Origin of the sequence: Gemmiger formicilis, assembly GCF_900167555.1 — a bacterium.
Lineage (GTDB): Bacteria > Bacillota > Clostridia > Oscillospirales > Ruminococcaceae > Gemmiger > Gemmiger formicilis.
Genome location: NZ_FUYF01000002.1, coordinates 12,569 through 36,408, shown reverse-complemented (window position 1 = coordinate 36,408; position 23,840 = coordinate 12,569). Strand labels below are relative to the sequence as shown.

General features: G+C 63.2%; 19 protein-coding genes. All 19 read right to left on the bottom strand.

The features are described 5' to 3' along the window. Positions 1-161 precede the first annotated feature (161 nt). The 19 genes from leuS to B5D32_RS01755 all read right to left on the bottom strand — a co-directional run bounded on the left by leuS (position 162) and on the right by B5D32_RS01755 (position 22,968). Positions 162-2,705 carry a leucine--tRNA ligase gene (leuS, locus tag B5D32_RS01845; protein WP_078783391.1) on the bottom strand — a complete coding sequence of 848 codons (2,544 nt, stop codon included), beginning with the start codon at positions 2,703-2,705 and terminating at the stop codon, positions 162-164. Between the two features lie 200 nt (positions 2,706-2,905). Continuing rightward, positions 2,906-3,280, bottom strand: coding sequence for a ribosome silencing factor (gene rsfS, locus B5D32_RS01840; protein ID WP_078783390.1), 375 nt, complete (start codon positions 3,278-3,280; stop codon positions 2,906-2,908). Positions 3,281-3,477: 197 nt separating this feature from the next. Further along, positions 3,478-5,412 (bottom strand): LCP family protein, encoded by a 1,935-nt coding sequence (locus tag B5D32_RS01835; RefSeq protein ID WP_078783389.1) that lies wholly within the window; start codon positions 5,410-5,412, stop codon positions 3,478-3,480. 30 nt (positions 5,413-5,442) lie between these two features. Next, positions 5,443-6,009, bottom strand: coding sequence for a bis(5'-nucleosyl)-tetraphosphatase (symmetrical) YqeK (gene yqeK / locus B5D32_RS01830; RefSeq protein ID WP_078783388.1), 567 nt, complete (start codon positions 6,007-6,009; stop codon positions 5,443-5,445). A gap of 196 nt (positions 6,010-6,205) precedes the next feature. After that, the gene (nadD, locus tag B5D32_RS01825; protein WP_078783387.1) at positions 6,206-6,805 is read right to left on the bottom strand and encodes a nicotinate (nicotinamide) nucleotide adenylyltransferase; all 600 of its coding nucleotides are present in this window, start codon (positions 6,803-6,805) and stop codon (positions 6,206-6,208) included. Next, the gene (locus B5D32_RS01820; RefSeq protein WP_078783386.1) at positions 6,802-7,104 is read right to left on the bottom strand and encodes a YhbY family RNA-binding protein; all 303 of its coding nucleotides are present in this window, start codon (positions 7,102-7,104) and stop codon (positions 6,802-6,804) included. Before B5D32_RS01820 ends, nadD begins: the two co-directional genes overlap by 4 nt. Positions 7,105-7,265: 161 nt before the next feature. Beyond that, a complete protein-coding gene (rdgB, locus tag B5D32_RS01815; RefSeq protein WP_078783385.1) occupies positions 7,266-7,895 on the bottom strand; it encodes an RdgB/HAM1 family non-canonical purine NTP pyrophosphatase in 630 nt (209 codons plus the stop codon). After that, entirely contained in the window at positions 7,892-8,890 is a 999-nt protein-coding gene (gene ftsY / locus B5D32_RS01810; protein ID WP_078783384.1) for a signal recognition particle-docking protein FtsY, read from the bottom strand. Before ftsY ends, rdgB begins: the two co-directional genes overlap by 4 nt. Positions 8,891-8,999: 109 nt before the next feature. Then, positions 9,000-12,557 (bottom strand): chromosome segregation protein SMC, encoded by a 3,558-nt coding sequence (smc, locus tag B5D32_RS01805; protein WP_078783383.1) that lies wholly within the window; start codon positions 12,555-12,557, stop codon positions 9,000-9,002. 140 nt (positions 12,558-12,697) lie between these two features. Then, positions 12,698-13,363: a ribonuclease III gene (rnc, locus tag B5D32_RS01800; protein WP_078783382.1), complete on the bottom strand. Its 666-nt coding sequence runs from the start codon at positions 13,361-13,363 to the stop codon at positions 12,698-12,700. 136 nt (positions 13,364-13,499) lie between these two features. Further along, positions 13,500-14,525, bottom strand: a complete 1,026-nt coding sequence (plsX, locus tag B5D32_RS01795) for a phosphate acyltransferase PlsX (protein WP_078783381.1) — start codon at positions 14,523-14,525, stop codon at positions 13,500-13,502. Further along, complete coding sequence (gene trmFO / locus B5D32_RS01790) at positions 14,522-15,835, bottom strand: methylenetetrahydrofolate--tRNA-(uracil(54)-C(5))-methyltransferase (FADH(2)-oxidizing) TrmFO (protein ID WP_078783380.1); 1,314 nt, start codon at positions 15,833-15,835, stop codon at positions 14,522-14,524. The genes plsX and trmFO overlap by 4 nt, the downstream gene beginning before the upstream one ends. Before the next feature lie 124 nt (positions 15,836-15,959). Then, the gene (gene topA, locus B5D32_RS01785; RefSeq protein WP_078783379.1) at positions 15,960-18,044 is read right to left on the bottom strand and encodes a type I DNA topoisomerase; all 2,085 of its coding nucleotides are present in this window, start codon (positions 18,042-18,044) and stop codon (positions 15,960-15,962) included. Positions 18,045-18,248: 204 nt separating this feature from the next. Then, positions 18,249-19,349 carry a DNA-processing protein DprA gene (locus tag B5D32_RS01780; protein ID WP_078783378.1) on the bottom strand — a complete coding sequence of 367 codons (1,101 nt, stop codon included), beginning with the start codon at positions 19,347-19,349 and terminating at the stop codon, positions 18,249-18,251. Between the two features lie 154 nt (positions 19,350-19,503). Next, entirely contained in the window at positions 19,504-20,271 is a 768-nt protein-coding gene (locus B5D32_RS01775) for a TrmH family RNA methyltransferase (protein WP_078783377.1), read from the bottom strand. Positions 20,272-20,547: 276 nt separating this feature from the next. Beyond that, positions 20,548-20,901, bottom strand: a complete 354-nt coding sequence (gene rplT, locus B5D32_RS01770) for a 50S ribosomal protein L20 (RefSeq protein WP_078783376.1) — start codon at positions 20,899-20,901, stop codon at positions 20,548-20,550. Between the two features lie 57 nt (positions 20,902-20,958). Beyond that, positions 20,959-21,165, bottom strand: coding sequence for a 50S ribosomal protein L35 (gene rpmI / locus B5D32_RS01765; protein WP_078783375.1), 207 nt, complete (start codon positions 21,163-21,165; stop codon positions 20,959-20,961). Between the two features lie 29 nt (positions 21,166-21,194). Further along, a complete protein-coding gene (infC, locus tag B5D32_RS01760) occupies positions 21,195-21,761 on the bottom strand; it encodes a translation initiation factor IF-3 (protein ID WP_370756331.1) in 567 nt (188 codons plus the stop codon). A 289-nt stretch (positions 21,762-22,050) separates the two neighbouring features. Beyond that, positions 22,051-22,968 carry a helix-turn-helix domain-containing protein gene (locus B5D32_RS01755; protein ID WP_078783373.1) on the bottom strand — a complete coding sequence of 306 codons (918 nt, stop codon included), beginning with the start codon at positions 22,966-22,968 and terminating at the stop codon, positions 22,051-22,053. Positions 22,969-23,840: the final 872 nt, after the last annotated feature.

Below are 23,840 nucleotides of genomic sequence, written 5' to 3'. Positions count from 1 at the left end.
ATTGCCGCCCGTAGACGGACTGCTGTGGGTAAGTTCCCCCTCATCAGTCAGCGGGCGGGGCCGCTGACAGCTTCCCCCAAGAGGGAAGCCGCTCAGACTGAATGGCTTCTGCAACACAAAAAAGGCAGAGCCTTCGCTCTGCCTTAAAATGCTATGAAATTTTAGCCCTTGACCGCGATATTGACCAGCTTGCCCTTGACGTAGATCTCCTTGGCGATGGTCTTACCGGCAATCGCTTCGGCTACGGCGGGCTCGGCCTTGGCGGCGGCGATGGCGTCCGCGTTCTCGATGGCGGCGGGCACCTTGATGCGGGCCTTGACCTTGCCGTTGACCTGCACGGCGATCTCAATCGTCTGCTCGACGCACTTGGCCTCGTCGTAGGTCGGCCAGGCGTGGTAGGCCAGCTGCTCGGTGTGGCCCAGCTGCTGCCACAGCTCCTCGGTCATGTGGGGGGCAAACGGGTTCAGCAGCTGCAGCAGCAGCTCGTACTCTGCCTTGGTCGCACCCCCCTGATCGCTCAGTGCGTTGACGTAGATCATCAGCTGGGCAATGGCGGTGTTGGCCTTCAGCGCGTCAATGTCCTCACCGACCTTCTTGATGGTGCGGTTGGCAACGGCCTCCAGCTCGGGGCGGACGCCCTCGCCGGGAACGAGCTTCTCGCTCATCGACCAGATCTTATCGAGGAAGCGCTTGCAGCCCTTGATGGAGGAGGTGTTCCACGGGGCGGCCTTCTCAAAGTCGCCGATGAACATCTCATACAGGCGCAGCGTGTCGGCGCCGTACTCGTTGACCACATCGTCGGGGTTGACGACGTTGCCGAGGGACTTGGACATCTTGACGATGGGGTGCTCGGCCATCTCGCCGTACTTCTCGACAAGGGCCTTGCGCGCGCCCTTCTCGTCGCCGTACTCGGCCAGCAGGCGCTTGCGCTCGGCATCGGGCTGGTTCTCAAAGGCATGGGGGTTCAGGCCCAGGATCATGCCGTGGGAGGTACGCTTCTGGTACGGCTCCTTGGTGGGCACAACGCCGATGTCATACAGGAACTTGTGCCAGAAACGGCTGTACAGCAGGTGCAGGGTGGTGTGCTCCATGCCGCCGTTGTACCAGTCCACGGGGCTCCAATACTCGAGCGCCTCCTTGCTGGCGATGGCGTCGTGGTTCTTCGGGTCGCAGTAGCGCAGGAAGTACCAGCTCGAACCGGCCCACTGGGGCATCGTGTCGGTCTCGCGCTTGGCGGGGGCACCGCAGCAGGGGCAGGTCGTGCTGACCCACTCGGTATGGCGCGCCAGCGGGCTTTCGCCGTTCTCGCCCGGCTCAAAGTCCTTGATCTCGGGCAGGCGCAGGGGCAGCTCGCTCTCGGGCAGGGGCACCCAGCCGCACTTGTCGCAGTACACCATGGGGATCGGCTCGCCCCAGTAGCGCTGGCGGCTGAACACCCAGTCGCGCAGCTTGAAGTTGACCTGCTTGTGGCCCTTGCCGTTCTCCTCAAGCCAAGCGTACATCTTGTTCTTGGCATCCTCAACGGACAGGCCGTTCAGGAAGTCGGAGTTGACGAGCGTGCCGGTGGCCACGTCGGTGAAGGCCTCCTTGTCGAGGTCGCTGGGGGTATTGCCCTTGACGACCTCGATGATGGGCAGGCCGAACTTTTTGGCAAACTCCCAGTCGCGGGTGTCGTGGGCGGGCACGGCCATGATGGCGCCGGTGCCGTAGGTTGCCAGGACGTAGTCGGAGATAAAGATGGGGATCTCCTTGCCGTTGACGGGGTTGATGCCCTTGACGCCCTCGACGACAACGCCGGTCTTTTCCTTGTTCAGCTCGGTGCGCTCGAAGTCAGACTTGCGGGCGGCCTCCTCCTGATAGGCGGCGACGGCGTCGGCGTTCCGGATAAGGCCCGCGTCGACCCACTTTTTGATGAAGGCGTGCTCGGGGCTGATGACCATGTAGGTCGCGCCGAACAGCGTGTCCGCGCGGGTGGTGTAGACCGTCAGGGTGTCGCCCGCGGTGGTGTCGAAGTTGATCTCGGCGCCGTGGCTGCGGCCGATCCAGTTGCGCTGCTGGGTCTTGACGCGGTCGATGTAATCGACGTCGTCCAGGTCGTTGATCAGGCGGTCTGCGTAGGCCGTGATCTTCAGCATCCACTGGCTCTTGTTCTTCTGGACAACGGGGCTGCCGCAGCGCTCACAGACGCCGTTGACGACCTCCTCGTTGGCCAGAACGACCTTGCAGCCGGTGCAGTAGTTGACGGTGGTCTCCTTCTTGTAGGCAAGGCCTTTCTTGAACAGTTGGATGAAGATCCACTGCGTCCACTTATAGTACTCGGGGTCGGTGGTGTTGATCTCGCGGTCCCAGTCAAAGGACAGGCCCAGCGCCTTGAGCTGGCTCTTGAAGCGGGCCACATTCTGGGCGGTGACGATCTCGGGGTTGATGTGGTTTTTCAGGGCGTAGTTCTCGGTAGGCAGGCCGAAGGCGTCCCAGCCCATGGGGTACAGGACGTTATAGCCGCACTGACGCTTTTTGCGCGCGACGATGTCCAGCGCGGTGTAGCTGCGCGGATGGCCGACGTGCAGGCCCGCGGCGGACGGGTACGGGAACTCGACCAGCGCGTAGAATTTCGGCTTGGAATGGTCGATCTCGGCATGGAAGGTATCCTCGTCCTCCCAGACCTTCTGCCATTTGGCCTCAACTGTTTTAAAGTCGTATTTCATGATTCTTCTCCCCACAGATGAATTTTAGATGGGTAGCGTTAAAGCCTTCCCCTTGGGGGGAAGGTGGCCCCGCAGGGCCGGATGAGGGGCGCGTGTGCCGCCGCTGCCCGTTTATAGGCTACCGCGGGAAAATCTGCCCTCATCAGTCAGCGGTCGGGGCCGCTGACAGCTTCCCCCGAGGGGGAAGCCATTCCGCATTTTTACTGCTCGTCCTCGGGCTGCTCCGGCATCCACTCGCTGGCGGGCACAACCGTGGCGTCGGCCCAGAGGTGCTCGAGGTCGTAGTAGTCGTGGGCCTCCTGGGTAAAGACGTGGACGATGACGCTGCCGTAGTCCAGCAGCACCCAGCGCTTGCCGTCGTGGCCCTCGGTGCGCAGCACCTTGACGCCCTCGCGGTCCAGCTGGAACTCAGCCTCATCGGCCAGTGCGCCGACATGGGTGGTGGACATACCCGTGGCAATGACGAAATATTCGGTGACGGTGGTCAGGTCCTCCACGGCCAGAATGTGGACGTTGACGGCCTTCTTTGCGTCCAGCGCACGCGCCAGACGAATGGCAAGTTCTTTGCTTTCCATAGATGTTCTCCTTAAAGGGGTAGGTTTCGGGCTGCGGGAGGTTCTCTCCCTCCGGCCCTGCGGGCCACCTCCCTCGCAGAGGGAGGCAAGAGAGCGGCGGCTTCGCCGCGCTCTTTTCTCGGCTCCCTCTGCGAGGGAGCTGCCGCCCGCAGGCGGCTGAGGGAGAGAGCTTCGCCTTTACCCGAAGTTTTTCTGTATTACGCTGCCGGCTGGCTCTCGGTATCGGTGGAATCCGTGTCGGTGCTCTCGCTCTCCGCCGTGGACTCGGACGCCATGATGTCGGTGACCTGGTTGGAGCCGTCGAGGTTCTCGTTCTTCTGCGCGTCGTCCGCCGCGGCCATCAGGCCGCCCATCTGCTGGATGTTCGGGTCGGTGGCCGTGTAGCCGGACAGGTCAATGACATTGTCGCACAGGTTCAGCTGGCTGGCATCGACGGGGCCGGTGTTCTCGCGGAAGTACTGGTTCAGCAGGTCCGCATCCGCCTGCCGCGCGGGGTACAAAAGCGACTGGCCGTTGTACTGCGGGCCGCTGATGACCGGCATCTGGCAGATCATGATCTTGCTGGAATCAATTTTCAGCATACTGATGGCAAAGCTGATGAGGTCGGACGCGCTGAGGTTCGTCTCCATATAGTTCAGCACGGCGGGGGTCAGCTTGGCGACGTCCCAGATGTTGCCGATGCTCTTGAGCTTGCGGAACAGTGCCGCGTAGAACTGGCGCTGCATGTTCAGGCGGCCAATGTCGCCGTCGGGGTAAATTTTACGCGCACGCAGCAGGAACTCCATCGACGCACCGTTCAACGTCTGGTAGCCGGCGTGAATGACGCTGTCTCCCAGCCCCAGCGCGGCGTAGTCTACATCCATGGGGACGTTGATCTCCACGCCGCCGAACAGGTCTACCAGCTCGGTCAGCATTTCCAGGCGGATCGTCATAAATCCGTCGATTGGCAGCTTGTACTGGTCTGCGACCAGCTCACACAGGGCGGCCATGTTGTTGTTGCCGTCGCTGCCCTGGGTCTTGGCCACGCCGTTGATGCGGAAGTTGCCGGAGACGCTCGTGTCCGTCGTGACCATCGTATCACGCGGGATCTGCAGCATCTTCATCTCGCCCGTCTCATTGTTGAAATGGACGTACAAAATCATATCGGTCATGCCGTCGTTGACGTTGGAGTCATTGGCCGCACCTGCGGACAGATCGCCGGTGGACGAACGGTCAACGCCGGTGACAAGGATGTTGAACTCCTTGCCCTGGAATTCCTTGGGCGTGTTGATGAGCTGGTTCAGCTTGATGTTGCCGCCCGCCGGGGTGATGGCCCCCATGATGAGCGCGAACGCACCGCCGAAGATCAGCGCGATGACCAGCAGCGTGATCAGCAGGATCTGCCACCAGCGGATCTTTTTCTTCTTTTTCCCGTTTCCGCCCTTGCCGCTGCCGCCCTTTTTGCCGGACTTTCTGCCCTTTGCCTTGCGCGGGGCATCGTCCTCATCGCGCGGGGGCTTGCGGCTGCCGCCATTGCCGCCTGCGGCGGTGCGGGGCTTATGGGCTGCGGACTGCGGGGCATCCGCATGCTTTGCGCGGCGGGGCTGCGCGGCAGCCTCCTCCAGCCGGATGCCGCCGACGGGGGCCGGGGCACCGGGAGCCGCCTGCTGCACAGGGGCCTGCGCCTGGGGGCGCGGGGCGGGCTGCTGCACCTGCCGCGGAGCCGCGGGCTGCTCATACAGCTGGGCGGCGGCCTGCCGGGCGCGCTGCTCCGGCTCCGGCGGGCGGTTCACGGTGCGGCGGGGGCGCTGCACCTGAAACTGCAAGGTATCGCCGTATCTGCGCTCGGCAGCGGCGCGGTAGGCCATGGCCTGCCGCTGGGCGTAGGTCAGCTCACGGGGCTTTTCCGGTGCGGGCGCAGCCTGCTGGGCACGCTCCTGTACCGGCGGCTCGGGTGCGGGGGCCGGCTGCTCGGTCACAACGGGGCGCTGGCTGATATGCCGTCCCTGGGCCGTGCGCATGGGCTGCTGCACGGTGCGGCGGCGGGCATTCTGTTCGGCCAGCTGTTGGGCGCGGCGGCGGGCAGCCTCATACTGCTCCTGATCCAGCCCGCCCGATGCACTGCCGGTATACAGCTTACGCGGTTCGCTCATTACATTTCCTCCCTGCTCTGTGGAGTGTTTTTATTCAAGGTGTGCTTTTGCATACTCATAAGCGGCGACGCTTTCAGGGTCCAGCGAGCCGCCCTTTTCTTCCACAAAATCAATGCTGCGCTTGAGTGCGTCGCAAAGAGCCCGGTCCAGATCCTGCATTTCCAGCGCGCGCAGGTCGTCTACGCCGGGCCAGTCGCGCTCGGCGCTGGTCATATCGGCCAAATAGATGATCTTATCGAGCTTGGACATTTCCGGCTTGCCGGTAGTATGGCAGCGGATGGCAGACAAAATTTCCGGGTCGGTGATGCCCCATTGCGTTTCGGCCAGGATGGCGGCGGCGATGCCGTGCCAGACCGGCGACGGACGCGCGGGGGCATTTTCTGCTATTATAGCATTATCGGCAAAAATCTGCAACAACTCCTGCTTGGGCAGTTCCTTGGCGGAATCGTGCAAAATTGCCGCCATAGCGGCCTTTTCCGGGTCTGTGCCCCAGCGCCTGGCAAGTTTTACAGCCATTTTTTTTACATTTTTCGTGTGCGTCCAGCGCTTTTCGCTCAGGCGGGCCTTGACCAACTTCTTGGCTTCGGAGTAATCCATGGCGTTTTTCCTTCTCCTGACTGGCTGTAGGGGCCGGACATGTCCGGCCCTCAACTTTGCCGTGATTGCCCTTGAACGGGTGGTGTATTTTTATGCTGCGGGCCGGGCATGCCCGGCCCCTACAGAGCAGCCTTTTCGGGTCATGCGTAGGGCGGGGTGCCCTCACCCCGCCGCGGCGGCCTGGGGGCAGGCCGCCCTACAGGCTCCCGTACAGCCGATGCTCCTTTATCACTGCCAGCACCTCCGGCGGCAGCACCTCCGGCCACTGCTCCCGCGGGATCTTCCCGCTGCGGATGTCGCTCGACGCGCAGGGGTAGCTCTCGGCGCGGGCAAAAAGGACGCGGCCCCCGGCCTTTTTCAGTTCTGCGGCGGCGGCGTGCAGGGCGGCCTCATCGGTGCCGGTGCGGCTCTCGACGACGAGGGCAGCCATTTTCAGCATATCCTGCCAGCGGTACCATTCCTGAAACGTCAGCAGCATGTCGCTGCCGACGCAGAGGTACAGTGCGCCGTCCGGGTCTTGGCCGCGCAGCCATTCCAGCGTGTGCACGGTGTAGCTGCGCCCGCCCCGGCGTATCTCCCAATCGCTGACCTGCACCGCCGGGGACAGCGCTGCAAAGCAGGCACACATCTGCAGGCGCAGCTCTGCCGGGGTGGCGCTGGCGTGCTTGTGGGGCGGCGTGCCCGCGGGCATAACGAGGGCGCGGTCCGGCTGTACCAGTGCCAGCGCGGCGCGCAGGTTGTTCATGTGGCCGTTGTGGGGCGGGTCGAACGTCCCGCCGTAGAGCAGTGTTTTCATTTTGCCAGCACGGCGGTGTAGGCGCTTTCCTTTTTCTTCTGCTTGAACAGCACAAATTTGCGGCCAATGACCTGCACGCACTCGCAGTCCAGCGCCTCGCACAGGATGTCGGCGGCCTCGCGGGCGGAATATTCGCTGTTTTCCAGTACCTTTACTTTGATAAGCTCGCGTGCGGCGATGCAGTCGGCGATGCCCTGCTTGAGGGTGTCGTCGATCTCGCCCTTGCCGATCTGGTAAACGGGGTCCATCGTGTTCGCCGCGCTGCGCAGAGCCGCGCGCTGTTTGCTGGTAAGTGCCATAAATTATCTCCTTTTTATTGTATATATCTCGGTAGGGGCCGGGCATGCCCGGCCCTCTAGTCTGTGTGGTTTCCTTTTAAACGGGTTGCTGCTTTTATGCTGCGGGCCGGGCATGCCCGGCCCCTACAAATGCTTCCCCCAAAGGGGAAGGCTTTTACATGTCACCCCAAAAACGCCGGCAATTCCGCTTCCAGCTTCTCCATCGCCCGGCCGCGGTGGCTGATGGCGTCCTTCTCGTCGGGGGTGAGCTGGGCGTAGCTGCGGCGTTCGGTGTTCGGGCGCTTGCCGTCGGGTGCGCCGTACTCGTCGGGGATAAACAACGGGTCATAGCCGAAGCCGTAGTCGCCGTTCTGCAATGTAAACGCAATGCGGCCCGGGCACTCGCCCTCGACCTCCAGTGCGCGTCCGTTCGGCAGCATGAAGCAAACCGCCGACACGAACTTTGCGCCGCGCTGTTCCTCCGGCACGTCGGTCAGCTCCCGCAGCAGCTTTGCGTTGTTCGCATCGTCGTCGCCGTGATGCCCTGCGTAGCGGGCGCTGTAGACGCCGGGCGCACCGTGCAGCGCATCGGTGCAGAGGCCGGAGTCATCGGCCACGGTGGGCAGGCCGCTGGCCTTGCAGAACGCCTCGGCCTTGATGCGGGCGTTTTCGGCAAATGTCGTGCCGGTTTCCTCGGGGTCAAGGTTTATCCCCAGCTCCCGCAGGCTCTTGACCTCATGGCCCATGCGTTCCAGAATGCGGCGCAATTCCTTCAGCTTGCCCGCGTTGTTGCTGGCGGCGCAAACGATCATGCTTCGCTCTCCCCTTCCTCTTTTTTTCCGTCCTTCTGCAGGGCGGATTCCGGCAGCAGGCTTTCGACGAAGGTCTGTGCGTCAAATTCCATCAGGTCGTCGATCTTCTCGCCGACGCCGATGAAGCGGATGGGCAGACCGAGGTTCTCCCACACAGAGACCGCGCAGCCGCCGCGGGGCGTGCCGTCGAGCTTGGTCAGCACCACGCCGGTGGCGTTGGCGGCCTTGCAGAACTCCTCGGCCTGGCTGATGGCGTTCTGGCCCGTGATGGCGTCGAGCACCAGCAGCACCTCAAGGCTCGCCTCGGGGCTGGCCTTCTTGACGCTGCGGGAGATTTTGGACAGCTCGTCCATCAGGCCCTTCTTGTTGTGCAGACGTCCGGCGGTGTCGGCAATGACCATGTCGTAGCCGCGGGCGTTGGCGCTCTTGACGGCGTCGAAGATGACCGCCGCCGGGTCCGCGCCCATGCCGGCCTGGACCAGCGGCACGCCGGCGCGCTCGGCCCAGAGCTCCAGCTGCTCACTGGCGGCGGCGCGGAAGGTATCGCCCGCTGCCAGCATGACGCGGCGGCCCTGCTTTTTGTACAGGCCGGCCAGCTTGGCAATCGTCGTGGTCTTGCCGACGCCGTTGACGCCGATGACCAGAATGACGGCGGGCTTGCCGTCCAGCTCCATCGGGTAGCGGGGGGTCAGCTCCTGGCAGATGATGCCGCGCAGCGCGTCCAGTGCCTCCTGACCGGTTTTCAGGTGTTTTTCCTCGACCTCGTCGTGCAGCTCATCCACCAGACGCACGGCGCAGGCGGGGCCGACGTCGGCCAGAATGAGCTGTTCCTCGAGCTGGTCGTACAGATCATCGTCGATCTGCGCGTTGGTCAGCGTATTGACGATGCGCTGGAAAAAGCCCGTGCGGGTCTTTTCCAGCCCGCGCTTGACCTTTTGCTGCTCCTGAAATTCCTCCTCGGAAATATCGCGTTTGAAAAAGTTGAAAAAGCCCATCGTGGCCCTCCTTACTTTTGATTTGCCGCCCCGCGGGTTTGTGTGGCTTCCCATTGGCGGGTGGTCGTATTTATGCGGCGGGTCGGGCATGCCCGGCCCCTGCATGCCATCAGGTAATAAGGTCCGCGCTCACATTATCCAGATCCAGGCGCAAAATCTTCGACACGCCGTCCTCCTGCATCGTGACGCCGTAGAGGACGTCGGCGGCCTCCATCGTGCCGCGGCGGTGGGTGATGACAATGAACTGGGTGCGGTCCGTCATGCGGCGCAGATACTGCGCATAGCGCGCGACGTTTACGTCGTCCAGCGCGGCCTCGATCTCATCGAGGAAGCAGAACGGCGCGGGGTTGACGCGCAGGATGGCGAAATAGATCGAGATAGCGACCAGCGCCTGCTCGCCGCCGGAAAGCGCGGACAGGTTCTTGATGACCTTGCCCGGGGGCGAGACTTCGATTTCAATGCCGGATTCCAGCACGTTCGCTTCATCCGACAGGTACAGCCGCGCATGACCGCCGCCGAACAGCTCCTTGAAGATTTGCTGGAAGTTCGCGTTGATCTGCTTAAAGCTCGCCGTGAACAGCTCCTGCATCTCGCTGCACAGCTCGGCGATCATCTTCGTCAGCTCGGCCTTCGCCTTTTCGACGTCGGTGACCTGCGCCTTCATGAAGTCATAGCGCTCCTTGACCTCTTTATATTCGTCAATCGCGCCGACGTTGACGTTGCCCAAGGCGCGGATCTTGCCGCGGACCTCGGTCACGCTGCGGCGCAGCTCGGTCAGGCTCTCAAACGGCACACACTGGCTGCGGGCCTCGCTCTCGGTCAGCTGGTATTCCTCCCACAGCTTGCTGTTGGTGTCGTTCAGCTCGGTCTCAGCGGCGGTGCGGCGCTCGGCCAGTCGGGCCATCTCGCCGCTCATCCGCTCGCGCTCGTCGGTCAGGGCGCGGTTGTCCTGCCCCAGCTTCGAGATCGCAGCCTCCTTTTCGAGGCGGGCCGCGTTGGCAGATCGAATCGTTTCCTCCGCGGCGGCAATTTTCTGCTGGTTGTCACCGCGCACGCGCTCCATCTCGGCGATTTTCAGCGCGTTGGCCTCGATTTTTGCCTTGGCGGCCTCAATCGCCGTCTGCAGCTCGCGGGCGCGGGCGTCGGCCTCGCCGGTACGGCTCCGCAAGCCCTCCAGCGCGGCCTCATGCAGGCCGACGTCCTTCTCGTCCGCCAGGCGCTGCAGCTGCTTTTCGGACAGCTCACCGGTGATTTTTTCGCGTTCTGCCGTCAGGCTTCCCGTGCTCTCGCCCAAGGCTGCCAGCTCGGCGGTGTACTGCGCCAGCTCGGCCTCGGCGTCGGTCCGGGCTTTCTCGGCCTCGGTGCGCGCGGTCTCGTTCCGGGTCACGGCGGCCTGCTGGGCGGCGATCTCGGCCTCGATGCTCCGGGCCGTCTCGTCGTACTGGGCGGCGGCCTTCGTCAGGCGCTCGAGCTCGAGGTTCGCGCGGACGTGCTCCGTCGCGGCGTTCATGCCCTCGCCCTCGGCACCGGCCAGCTGGGCCGAGAGGTTGTCCACCTCGGCCTTGCGGGCGGCCAATTCCTTTTCCGCCTCGGTGCGTTTCTGCTCGAGCTTCGCCAGCTTGCTGCGCAGCTCGTCCAGCTCCTGCTTGCGGCTGAACACGCCGACGCTGCGGGCGGTGGAGCCGCCGGTGAACGAGCCGCCCGCGTTGATGACCTGGCCGTCCAGCGTGACGATGCGGTTCCGATAGCCGAGGTTCCGCGCCACGGCGGACGCCTCGGTCAGGTCCTCGACCACGATGATGCGGCCCAGCAGATTGTCGATGATATGCTGATATTTCGGGTCTGTCCTGACCAGGTCGGCGGCGACCTCCGCCGTGCCGGTCAGGCGGCCCGTGAAGCGGGAGCCCTGCACGGTGTCCAGCGGCAAAAACGTAGCGCGGCCTGCGCGCTCGTCCTTCAAAAAGCCGATGGCGGCGCGGGCACAGCCCTGGTCCTCGACGACGATATTCTGCAGCGCAAAGCCGAGCGCTGTCTCAATGGCGGTCTCGTAGCCCTTTTCGACGGTGATGATGCCCGCCACGGGGCCGATGATGCCCCGCAGCCGCCCGCCGCCCGCCGCGCGCATGACGGCCTTGACGCTCTGCTGGTAGCCGTCCATGTTGCGCTCCAGATCTTCCAGAATGTGGATGCGCTGGGCGGCGGCGGACCTTTCTCGGTCCGCCTTCTGCAGGTTGTCGGCAGCCTCGGCCTGCTGACGGCGGCGGCTGTCCAATTTCAGCTTCAGGCCCGCCTTGATGTTGTCGTTGCGGGTCACGGCCTCCTCGGCGTCCTTAAAGCGGCGCTCGGCGCGGCGGCGTTCCTCGTCGGTGGCGGCGGCGCCGACTTTCAGCTCCTCGGCCTGGCGCTGCGCCTCGGCCAGGCGGTTGGCCGCAGCCTCCCCTGCCGACTGCGCCGACGCGGCGCTGACCCTGGCGGCGGTGGCGGTGTCCTGCAGGCGGGCCATGGCGGCGTCAATGACGTCGCGGCGCTCGCCGCTGGCAGCGGCCTTTTCCTCAAGGGCACGCAGGGCCTCGCGCAGCTCGGCCACGCGGGCGTCCAGCCCGGCCATGCCGCTTTTCAGCGTCTCGATGGCGGCGCGGTGGTCTGCGGCCTCGCGCTCGATGCTCTCGCGGCCCTGCCCGGCGCGCTCCAATTCGGACGTAGCATCGTCGATGCGGAACCGGCTGTGCTCGCTCTCGTTTTTCAGGACGGCGATCTCGCTCTCGCTGCCGGCGTTTGCCTCGGTGATGGCGCGGATGTCGGCGTTGGCCTGCTCGACGGCCAGCACCAGCTGCTGGGCCTCGGCACGCAGGGACGCGCTTTTTTCGTCAAACTCGTCCAGCTGGCGGCTCAGGCGGTCATAGTCGGCCTGGGCGGCCTCGTACTTGCGCTGCTGGTCGCGCAGCGAGTCGTTGGCGCGGCGGATGGCATCGACCCAGAGTGTGATCTCCAGCGTCTTGCGCTTCTCGCTCAATTCCAGAAACTGCTGGGCCTTCTCGCTGTCGCGTTTCAGGGGGCCGACGCGCTTTTCCAATTCGCCCAGAATGTCCCGCAGGCGCTCTAAGTTGCCCTCGGCGGCGTCCAGGCGGCGCTCGGCCTCGTTTTTGCGGTAACGGTACTTGGCGATGCCGGACGCTTCCTCAAAAATTTCGCGGCGCTCCGCGGATTTTGCACCGACGATCTCGGCAATGCGGCCCTGCCCGACGATGGCATAGCCGTCGCGGCCAATGCCGGTGTCGAGCAGCAGCTCGTACACGTCCTTTAAGCGGACGTTCTGGCCGTTGATGGAGTATTCACTCTCGCCGCTGCGGTAGTACCGGCGGCCGATCGTGACCTCGTCGGCGTCCATGTCCAGACCGTGGTCGCTGTTGTCGATGGTCAGCGCGACGGAGGCATAGCCCATGGCACCGCGGGACTGGGTGCCGCCGAAGATGACGTCCTCCATCTTGCCGCTGCCGCGCAGCTGCTTGGAGCTGGTCTCGCCCAGAACCCAGCGGATGGAGTCGGAGATGTTCGACTTGCCCGAGCCGTTCGGCCCGACAACGCCGGTAATGCCCTCGCCGATCTCGATCTTTGTCTTATCGGGGAAGGATTTGAAGCCTTGGATTTCCAGTTCTTTCAGGCGCATTCCATGGGTACCTTTCAAAATTCTTAAAATGGTCGTAGGGGCCGGGCATGCCCGGCCCTCAACCTCGCCTTATGTACCCGTAAACGGGTCGCGATTTTTATGCCGCGGGCCGGGCATGCCCGGCCCCTACAGGGCGTCACTTATTGCAGCTTTTCCAGCGCCACCTTTGCTGCGTGCTGCTCGGCGGCTTTTTTGCTGCGGCCACGGCCCTCGGCCAGCAGCTCGCCGTTGCGCCAGACGCAGACCGTAAACTGCTTGTTGTGGTCGGGGCCGGTCTCGCCGGTGACCTCGTATTTCAGCACGGCGGACGGGTCCTGCTGGACGACCTCCTGCAGTCGGGTCTTGTAGTCGTCCTCGGCAGTCTTGCCCTCGGTGATGAAGGGCAGGATGAAATTGCGCGCGGCCTCCATGCCGCCGTCCAGATACAGCGCGGCAATGACCGCCTCGAACGCATCGGAGACAACGCTCGGGCGGCTGCGTCCGCCGCCAAGGTCCTCGCCGTGGCCAAGGCGCAGATACTCACCCAGCTGAATTTCCTGTGCGAACTGGAACAGTGCATCCTCGCTGACGAGGCTGGCGCGCATACGGGTCAGCTCGCCCTCGGGGCGGCCCGACTGGTGGAACAGGTAGTCCGCTACAACGACGGACAGCACGCTGTCGCCCAGAAATTCCAGCCGCTCATTGTGGGTCGTGGCGACCTTGCTCTCGTTGGCATAGCTGGTATGGGTCAGCGCAATGCGCAGCAGCGCGGGATTTTTGAATGTATAGTGCAGGACCTCCTGCAGTTCTTCCGGTTTGTGAGCCATATTCTTTCACCTTTCCGGCTAGTCCGTAGGGGCCGGGCATACCCGGCCCTCAACCTTATCTCGATTGCCCTTTTACGGGCGGTATTTTTTATGCCGCGGGCCGGACATGTCCGGCCCCTACAGGGCAGCTTACCTTTTAAGCGTCTGCTTCTTCCTTCTGTGCGGCCACCTCTGCCAGCGCCTTCTCCATCGTGCCGCACAGGTCGTTGGCGACGCAGAGCTTGGCCTGACGGATGGCATTCTTGATGCCCTTGGCGTGGCTGGAGCCGTGCGCCTTGATGACCGGCTTCGCGGCGCCCAGCAGCGGTGCGCCGCCGACCTCCTCGGAGTCCATCATACGTTTCAGCTCGCCCAGACCACCCTTGATGCCCAGATAGCTGAGCTTGGTGATCAGGTTCTGCAAGAAGATTTTTTTCAGCATCCCCAGCAGCGTTTTGGCGACGCCCTCGGTCAATTTCAGCACGACGTTGCCGACAAAGCCGTCGCAGACGACGACGTCCACGTCACCGTCCATGATGTAGCGCGGCTCGATGTTGCCCGCAAAGTGGATGCAGGGGTTTGCCTTCAGCAGCTTGTGGGCCTCGCGGTAGGTCGGCGTGCCCTTCGTGTCCTCCGCGCCGTTGTTGACAAGCGCGACCTTCGGCGTTTCGCGGCCCATGACCTTCTCGGCGTAGACGCTGCCCATCGTGCCGAAGGCGTTCAGCATTTCGGGGCGGCACTCGACGTTCGCACCGCAGTCCAGCAGCAGGAAATTCTGCTTGGCACCAGGCATCGGGGTGGCCAGCGCCGGGCGCTTGACACCCTTGACCGTGCGCACGATGAGACTGGTGCCGACGTGCAGCGCACCGGTGGAGCCGGCACTGACAAAGGCATCGGCCTCGCCGTTCTTCAGCATGGTCAGACCCTTCACAAGGCTGGAATCCTTTTTGTGGCGCACAGCCTTGACCGGGTCATCGTGCATGTCGATGGTCTCGGTGCAGTTGAGGATCTCAAACGGTGCAAGGTCGATTTTATTCTCTTTTGCGCAGTCGCGGATGGCTTTTTCCTCACCCAGCAGCACCAGCTCCATGCCGTCACCGAACTCCGCCGCGGCCTGGCTCACGCCCTGCAAAACGCACAGCGGGGCGTTGTCGCCGCCCATGGCATCCACTAAAATTTTCATGCTTCGTACTCCTTTACCCACGCCTGCATGGCGTCCTGCGCGGCCTGCGAAAGCGCCATGTAGCGCTCCCGCTTGTCGCGGATGATGTTGATCTCCTCGGTGCGGGGCAGGATGCCCATGTTCGCACCCATCGGCTGGAAGTCCTTGTTCGGCGTCGTGATGTAGTCCAGCAGTGCGCCGCACATCGTTGCCGCCGGGGGCGGCGGCAACTCACGGCCCTTGAGCCGTGCAAGCATCTGGTGCGCCGCCAGCAAGCCGGACGCCGCGCTCTCCATATAGCCCTCAAAGCCGGTGATCTGCCCTGCGAAAAACACGTTGGGATGTTCTTTCAAGAACTGCTGTTTCGTCAAAACTTTCGGGCTCTCCAAAAAGGTGTTGCGGTGCATGACGCCGTAACGCACAAATTCGGCGTGCTCCAAGCCGGGGATCATGCTGAACACCCGTTTCTGTTCGCCCCATTTCAGGTTGGTCTGGAAGCCGACGAGGTTATAGAGCGTGCGGGCCGTGTTCTCGGCACGCAGCTGGACAGCGGCCCAGGGGCGGTGGCCGGTGCGCGGGTCGCGCAGACCGACGGGGCGCAGGGGGCCGAACCGGATCGTATCCGCGCCGCGGGCGGCCATGACCTCAATCGGCATACAGCCCTCGTAGACGGTCAGGTCGCCGTCAAAGTCGTGGAGCGGCGCGCGCTCGGCGGCAATGAGCGCCGCGTGGAACGCCTCGTATTCCTCTTTATTGAACGGGCAGTTCAGGTAGTCCGCCTCGCCGCGGCCATAGCGGGACGCGGCAAAAACCTTGTCATAGTCAAGGCTCTCGGCGGTCACGATGGGCGCGACAGCGTCATAAAAGCTCAGCCGATGGTCGCCGGTCAGCGCGGCGACGGCCTGTGCCAGTGCGCCCTCGGTCAGCGGGCCGCTGGCGACGAGCACGGGTGCGCTCTCGTCCAGCGCCGTGACCTCCTCGCGCCGGACCGTAATGTTGGGGTGGTTTTCCACCATTTCGGTCACGGCGGTGGAAAACACATCGCGGTCCACGGCCAGCGCACCGCCCGCCGCCACGCGGGCGGTCTCGGCGGCGTCCAACAGATGGCTGCCCATCATCTTCATCTCAATTTTCAAAAGGCCCGACGCGGAGTCGGGGCGCTCGGCCTTGAGCGAGTTGGAGCAGATCAGCTCCGCGAAGCCCGCGCTTTTATGGGCCGGGGAATATTTTGCAGGCTTCTGCTCGTACAGCTCGACCTGCACGCCGCGGTCCGCCAGCCAAAGCGCCGCCTCGCAGCCGGCCAGACCGGCACCGATGATTTTCACTTGCATAGTTTCTCCGTAACGTCTCTGTTTTCCGCAGGTTGTAGGGGCGGATACGCGCATCCGCCCGCAAGTCGGCAGCCTGTCCGCGGGTCGATGCAAGCATCGACCCCTACAGAGGTGCCGAAAGCGGTCATTTCTTCTCAATCGCCTTCACAAACCCGCACCCCTCTTTGGCGCAGTACAGCTGGCCCTTCTTTTTAAAGAGGGTGCTGCCGCACTGGGGGCACTTTTCGGGCACCGGCTCGTCCCAGGTCATATAGTTGCACTTGGGGTAGTTGCTGCAGCCGTAGTAGACGCGGCCCTTGGCGCTCTTGCGCACCAGCATGTGGCCGCCGTCCAGCGGGCAGAGGCCGCCCGTGTCCTTGACCAGCGGGTGGGCGTTGCGGCACTCCGGGAAGCCCGAGCACGCCACAAACTTGCCGTAGCGGCCAGATTTGATGACCATGGGCCGCCCGCATTTTTCGCAGATCTCATCCGTGGGGATGTCCTCGACCTTGATGCGCTTGCCCTCCATATTCTTCTCGGCCTGCTCCAGGCTCTTTTCAAAGCCCTGGTAAAAGTCGTCGATGGTCTTGACCCAGTCCGCCTGGCCGGCTTCGACAACATCGAGCTTTTTCTCCATGTCAGCGCTGAATTTCACGTTGACGATGTCGGGGAACTGCTCCATCATGACCGTGTTGACGGCCTGGCCGAGCGGGGTGGTTTTCAGCTTCTTCTGGTCCTTCTCCACATAGCCGCGGTCCACGATGGTCGTGATGATGGGCGCATAGGTGGACGGGCGTCCGATGCCGTTTTCCTCCAGCGCGTGGATCAGCGTGGCCTCGGTGTAAAGCGGCGGCGGCTGGGTGAACTTCTGGTCCGCCGTCAGCTTTTTGAGTTTGAGGGTCTGGCCTTCCTCCAGCGGGGGCAGGGCGGTCTCCTTCTTTTTGGCGTCGTCGGTGGATTCCTCGTACAGCGCGGTGAAGCCGTCGAACGAGACGCGGAAGCCCGACGCACGGAACAGGTAGTCCCCTGCCGTGATGGACGCGGAGACGGTGTCCTGAATGCAGTCGGCCATCTGGCTGGCCATAAAGCGGCTCCAGATCAGGCGGTAGAGCTTTGCGGTGTCGCCGCTGATGCTCTGCTCGACCTCGTCGGGGGTCAGCTCGGGCATAGACGGGCGGATGGCCTCGTGGGCGTCCTGCGCGGCGGTGGCGGAGCGGCTTTTCCACTTGCGGGCGGTCTTGCAGACGTAGTTGTCGCCCCAGCGCTCCGCAATAAAGGTCTTGGCCGCGGCCTGAGCCTCGGCGGCAATGCGCAGCGAGTCGGTACGCATATAGGTGATAAGACCCACCGTGCCGTGGCCCGCAATGTCCATGCCTTCATACAGCGTCTGGGCGGCGCGCATCGTGCGGGTGGCCGAGAAGCCGAACGCGCGGCTCGCGTCCTGCTGCAAGGTGGACGTGATGAAGGGCGGCGAGGGCTGGCGGCGGCGCTTGCCCTTTTCGATCTTCGTGATGGTATAGTCCCTGCCGTCCAGCGCGGCCAGGATGCCGTCGGCCTGCTGCTTATTGGTGACGGTCAGCTTTTTGCCGTCGGCGGTGGCGGCCAGGCGGGCCGTGAACTCGCCCTTCTCGCCCTGCGGGTTCAGCAGCGCGTCGATGTTCCAGTATTCGTCGGGCTTGAAGTTTTCAATTTCCAGCTCACGGTCCCGGATCAGCCGCACGGCCACGCTCTGCACGCGGCCCGCGGACAGGCCGCGGCGGACCTTTTTCCACAGGAACGGGCTCAATTTGTAGCCGACCAGACGGTCCAGCTCGCGCCGGGCCTGCTGGGCGTTGAACAGATCGATATTGATGGCGCGCGGGTGGGCCATGCCCTCCTTGACGCCCTTCTTCGTGATCTCGTCAAAGGTCACGCGGTTGGGTGCGCTGGGGTCCAGCCCCAGAATGTTCGCCAGATGCCAGCTGATGGCCTCGCCCTCGCGGTCCGGGTCGGTTGCCAGCAGGACGCCGTCGCACTTTTTGGCCTCGGCCTTCAGCTCCTTGACGAGCTTCTGCTTGCCCTTGATGGTGATATATTTCGGTGTATAGCCATTTTCGACATCAATGCCCAGCGTGCTGGCGGGCAGGTCGCGCACATGGCCCATACTGGCCGTGACCTTGTAGCCGCGGCCCAGATACTTGCCAATGGTCTTGGCCTTGGCAGGGGATTCCACGATGACTAATTTTGGCATAAGTTACCTCAATGTGTTAGTTTTTTAAATAATAGATAATAAATAATAAATAATAAATTTGGTGTGCCGCCCACGGCGGCACGTTTTTAATAATCGACGATCCCGTTTTAAACGGTTGTAGGGGGCGGCGTCCCCGACGCCCCGTTTTGTTTGCGCCCCCGGGCGCAAACTCCACCTTATTTATTATTTATTATTTATTCTTTATTATTTGGCAATGTACCGCCTTCCGGGCTGCGCCTGGGCTCCGCCCATCAGCTCCAGCTCGGTACACGCCGCCAGCACCCGTCCGGCGGGCAGGCTTGCGGCGGCGCACAGGGCGTCGATGCTTTGGGGCGTGGGCTTTAACACGGCGTAGACGGCCTGCGCATCGGCGCCGACCGTGGCCGGGTCAAACCGCTGCTGCGCCGGGGCGGCGGTCTCCGCGCCAATACCCAGTATATCCAGCGCGTCCGCGGCTTTGCAGAGCGGCTCGGCGCGGTGGGTGCGCAGCAGCTCGTTTGTGCCCTCGCTCAAAGCGCTGTAGATGCTGCCCGGCACGGCCAGCACGGGGCGGCCCAGCCGCTCGGCGTGGCCGACGGTGTTCAGCGTGCCGCTGCGGGTGCGGGCCTCGGCGACGCAGAGCGCCTCGCTCTGCGCGGCAATGAGCCGGTTGCGGGCCAGAAAAGTGCCCGTCGTGCGCCCGCTGTAGCCGGGCGGATACTCGCTGCAGACCGCGCCGCCGCCCTTCTCAATGGCGGTGCGCAGCTTCGCATTGGACGCCGGGTAGGTCTTGTCGATGGCCGTGCCCAGAAAGGCAACCGTCGGCACATCAGCCTGCACGGCGGCGCGGTGTGCCTCGCTGTCCAGTCCGTCGGCCAGGCCGCTGACGAGCACAACGCCCGCCCGCGCCATCGACAGTGACAGGTCAAACGCGGCCTGCCGCCCGTAGGTGCTGGGCCGCCGCGTGCCCACCATGCCCGCGTACCGCCGCCCGTTCAGGCAGGCGATGTCGCCGGTCACGTAGAGCGCAAGCGGCAGGTCGGGCAGGTCCCGCAAACGGTCCGGGTATACGCCCTCGTCGGGCGTCAGCACGTCGATGCCTGACAGCAGGCAGTGGTCGAGCCGTTCCTCATAATCAAAGGGCGTCGTGTCCCGCAGCTGTGCCAGCGCGTGGGGCGTCAGGCAGGCGGGCGGGGCTTCGCTGCCCGTGCGCAGGAGGTCGTACAGCTCGACCGGGTCGGGGTAGAGTTCCAGCAGCTCCTGTGCGTACTGGCACGCCGACCCGACCGCATCCGCCAGCCAGAGCCAGGCAAGTGTTTTGTCCATGGGCAACTCCTTGGCTCCCTCTGCGAGGGAGCTGTCGCCCGCAGGCGACTGAGGGAGAGAACTTCATCTCAACCCGAAATTTTCCGGCAATGGCAAGGTTCTCTCCCCTCACCCGCTCCGCGGCAGCCCCCTCCCAAAGGGGGCCGGGAATGCGTTACACACCCCTGAAATGCCACAGCAGCACGCTGCCCGCCACTGCCGCGTTCAAACTCTCGACGCGGTCAGTCATCGGGATGCGGACGGCCATGTCGCAGGCCTCGACGGTCCTGTCCGTCAGGCCCTGCCCCTCGCTGCCGATGACAACGCACAGCCCGCCCGGGAAATCGTTCCCGGCCTCGTCCAGCGGACGCGAACGGTAGAGTGCCGTCGCCAGCGTCGTCACGCCGCGGGCACGCAGGGCGGCCAGCGCGGCGGGCAGATCGTCGCTGTGCAGCGTCGGCAGCCGCCCCGCCGCGCCCATCGAGGACCGCAGCGTCTTGGGCGACAGCGGCGACGCGCAGCCCGGCCCCAGCACGACGGCATCAAAGCCGAACGCGGCAGCGCTGCGCAGCAGCGTACCCACGTTGCCGGGGTCCTGCACGCCCTCCAGCATCAAAATGCGGCGGGCCGTGTCCAGCGTGTCCGCGGGCGGCACGGGCGTTTCAAACAGGGCAAACACGCCCTGATTGGATTTGGTGCCGCTTAATTTTTCGGCCACATGGGGCGCGATCTCGGCGGGGTCGAATTGGGCCAGCTCGGGCGTTTTGGCCAGCGCCGCCGCCGTGGCGTACATCGCACGCGGCGTGCAGCTTTTGGCCAGCTCCAGGCAGAGCTTCGGCCCCTCGGCAAAGAAAAGCCCGTCGGCGGCGCGCTGCTTTTCTGAGTCGCGCACCGCGCAGGCGTATTTGATCTTAGCGTTTTCGCGGCTTGTGATCGTTTCCATTGTAGCGCCCCTTTTGGATAAAATCAACTGATTTGTATGAATAAAGGGAAACGGCAGTCTGCCGGAAGGCCGTCCCTCATCCGTCGGCGGTCGGGGCCGCCGACACCTTCCCCCGAAGGGGAAGGCTCCACAGCCTCAAGCCTTCTCCCCTTGGGGGAGAAGGTGGCCCGCAGGCCGGATGAGGGGAGAGCTTTCCTTGGTTGCCCGCTTTTTTGCCATTTTCCCCTTTAAACACAAAAGGACTCGCGCGTGTGCGCGAGTCTTTTATGCAAGCTATTACAGAGCCTTCTTGGCGGTCTCGACCAGAGCGTTGAAGCTGGCGGGATCGTGGATGGCCATCTCAGACAGCATCTTGCGGTTCAGCTCGACGCCGGCCTTCTTCAGGCCGTTCATGAAGGTGGAGTAGTTCATACCCTGAGCACGAACAGCGTTGTTGATGCGGGTGATCCACAGGTTGCGGAACTGGCGCTTCTTCTGCTTACGGCCGACGAAAGCGTAGTTGCCGCTCTTCATAACGGCCTGCTTGGCCATGCGGAAGTGCTTGGACTTAGCACCGTAGTAACCCTTTGCGAGCTTGAGAGTCTTAGCACGACGCTTGTGCGTCATGGTAGCGCCTTTAATACGAGCCATGTTTTATATCTCCTTTGTCTGTAACTGGTAGTAACTGACCTTTAAATGTCTTAGTGATTAGCCACCGTAGGGCATCATTTTCTTGACGGCAGCCTCGTTGGTCTTGTCGACGTACTTGGGCATACGCAGGCCGCGGGTGAGCTTGGTGGTCTTTTTGGTCAGGATGTGACGGCGCTTGGACGCATTGCGCTTGATCTTGCCGGAAGCAGTCATCTTGAAGCGCTTCTTGGCGCCGGAAAGGGTCTTGAGCTTCATTTTAGCCATTGTTGTTTCCTCCTAGAGAGTTTACTTTCTTACTTGTTGGGAACGGGGGACATGAACATCATCATGCTGCGGCCCTCAAGCTTGGGCTGCTTGTCGATGACGGCCTTGCCCTCCAACGCCTCGGCAAAACGCTTGTGGACATCCAGACCCAGGCTGGTATGTGCCATCTCACGGCCGCGGAACCGGATGCTCACCTTGAGCTTGTGACCCTGCTGCAGGAACTTGGCAGCCTGGTTCACCTTGGTGTTGAAGTCGTTGGTGTCGATGTTCAGGGAAAGGCGGATCTCCTTGAGTTCAACCACTTTCTGGTTCTTCTTGGCTTCCTTTTCCTTTTTCTGCATCTCGAACCGGTATTTACCGTAATCAAGAATTTTGCACACCGGCGGCTTGGCCTGCGGCGCGACCTTGACGAGGTCAAGGTCCTTGTCGATAGCCATCTTCAGTGCGTCGCGCGGGCTCATAATGCCCATCTGCGCGCCATCTGCCCCGATCAGGCGGATTTCTTTGTCGCGGATCTGCTCATTGATCTCCAGTTCGTTGGATTTGCTGTTGCTGGCGATTGTAACACACCTCCCACAAGTGTATGATAATGACAAAAGCGGCTGCCATTGAAAGCAGCCGCCGAACATACGAAGTTGCGCACCTGTTGTGCGTAATCATGGTATGACCCGGGGCTTTTGCAAACCCTCAAGGTGAGCCGACGGCCTACTGCCGGTTGCTGCTTTTTTTACAAGGGATAGTTTATCATAAAAACAAGGGCGTGTCAAGGGGATTTGGAAAGTTTTTTGCAGCGCTGTAGGGGCCGGGCATGCCCGGCCCGCAACTGTGGACGGCTGCCCGTTCACGGGCAATTACGCAAGGCTGAGGGCCGGGCATGCCCGGCCCCTACATCCGCGCCAGATCAAACAAAATTTTTGCAATCATCATCCAGCTGTACCCGGCGCGGCGCAGCATGGCGGGCAAAGCCTCCGGTACGCCTTTGCATTTGGCTACCCACAGCTCCGCGTCGGCCTCACCAGCGGGGGCGATCTTCCCCCACTCCCCCGCTGGGTCTGGGTCGTCGGCGGGGCCGCGGCGGTCATTCATGCCGAGCCAGCCGTCCTGCAGATAGCGCTGCACCCAGCGGTAGATCTGGTGGTAGGCTATCGCGTATTTCTGCGCCATAGCGCCGTAATTTTTTCGGTTTTCCAGACAGTCCAGCACCATAACCATCCGCTGCATCGGCGGCACGGTGCGGGCGCGGCCCTTGGCGCGGCTTGTGCCCTCGCTGCTGTGACGGGCGTCGTGCAGGGCCGCGCCCGCACGGTACTGCCCCACCCAATGCACCAGCGCCTTGTAATCGACGTTATATTTTAACGCAGCTGCGCCGTAATCGCAGCCGTCGGCCAGGCATTCCCGCACGATCTTTTCCCGGTCCGCGGCGGTGGTGTACGCGCCGCCCCTGTGGCGGGACGCGCCGTGGTAGCCGCGCAGCTCGCCGCCCGCCTGCGCCTTTTCCACGAGCTTTTGCAGGTTTTGCGGGCTGCGGATGCCGTACTTTTTGCAGACGTCAAACAGTGAGACCCCGCCCGCGAGGTACTCCGCCACGGCGGCCTGCTTTTCCTCGGCAGTAAGGTGGCGGGACTTTTCCCGGGGTGCAAGGCCGTCTGCACCCTCGGATTCATAGATGCGCAGCCATTGGCGCACGGTGGTGTTACTGACGCCGACGCTTTGCGCCGCGGCCTGACGGCTGATCTCGCCTGCTTTGATTTTTTCCACAAGCGCGACCTTTTGTTGTGGAGACAGCTTTGGAGTTTGGGGCATGGTAACCGCCTTTCGGAGGTTGTAGGGACGGATTGTCGAAAGGCCCCCCTTGTCAAAGGGAGGTGCCGAGCGTAAACGAGGCGGAGGGATTCCTGCCCGGCTGCGGGGGGAGGACGTGCAGGGCAAGGCCCGTCAGAATCCCTCTGGCCGCCTTCGGCGTCCACCTCCCTTTGACAAGGGAGGCTTTTCTGCGGGAGGGATAAATCCCTCCCCTACGGCTGACCCGGGGCCGCGCGGCTATGGCAAGGTTGAGGGCCGGGCATGCCCGGCCCCTACAGAGCGGGTATTATAAGGTAGAGGGTATAAAAAATCCCACCACGGGAGGTGGTGGAATTTAATGAAACTCAAAATCAGGCTTCGTTACCAGTCTTGCCGTTCAAAGTGCTATTAGCATTCGCCGTAAAACCAGCGTCAAGCTTATTAGTCTTAGAGACTTCGCTGTAGGTACCTGCCTCATTGCTGTCCTTGGTGTAGGCAACATAGGCATTGCCGTCAGAGTTGCGGCGGGGTGAGGGCACCCCACCCTGCGAACTGTGATAAAGTGGGATGTAGGGCGGCCTGCCCCCAGGCCGCCGGGGAGGTTAGCGGCAATGAGAAGCCATGCGGATTGCCGCTGTAGGGGGCGGCGTCCCCGACGCCCCGCGGAGGTGAGCGGCGGCGGAAGGCAGCGGAGGGGTCAAGCCCCCTCCCTACAATATAAAAATAAATGGGTGGCGATGGCAAGGCTGCGGGCCGGGCGTGCCCGGCCCCTACGGAATATGGTAATGTGGGATGTAGGGCGGCCTGCCCCCAGGCCGCCGGGGAGGTTGGCGGCAATGAGAAGCCTTACGGGTTGCCGCTGTAGGGGGCGGCGTCCCCGACGCCCCGCGGAG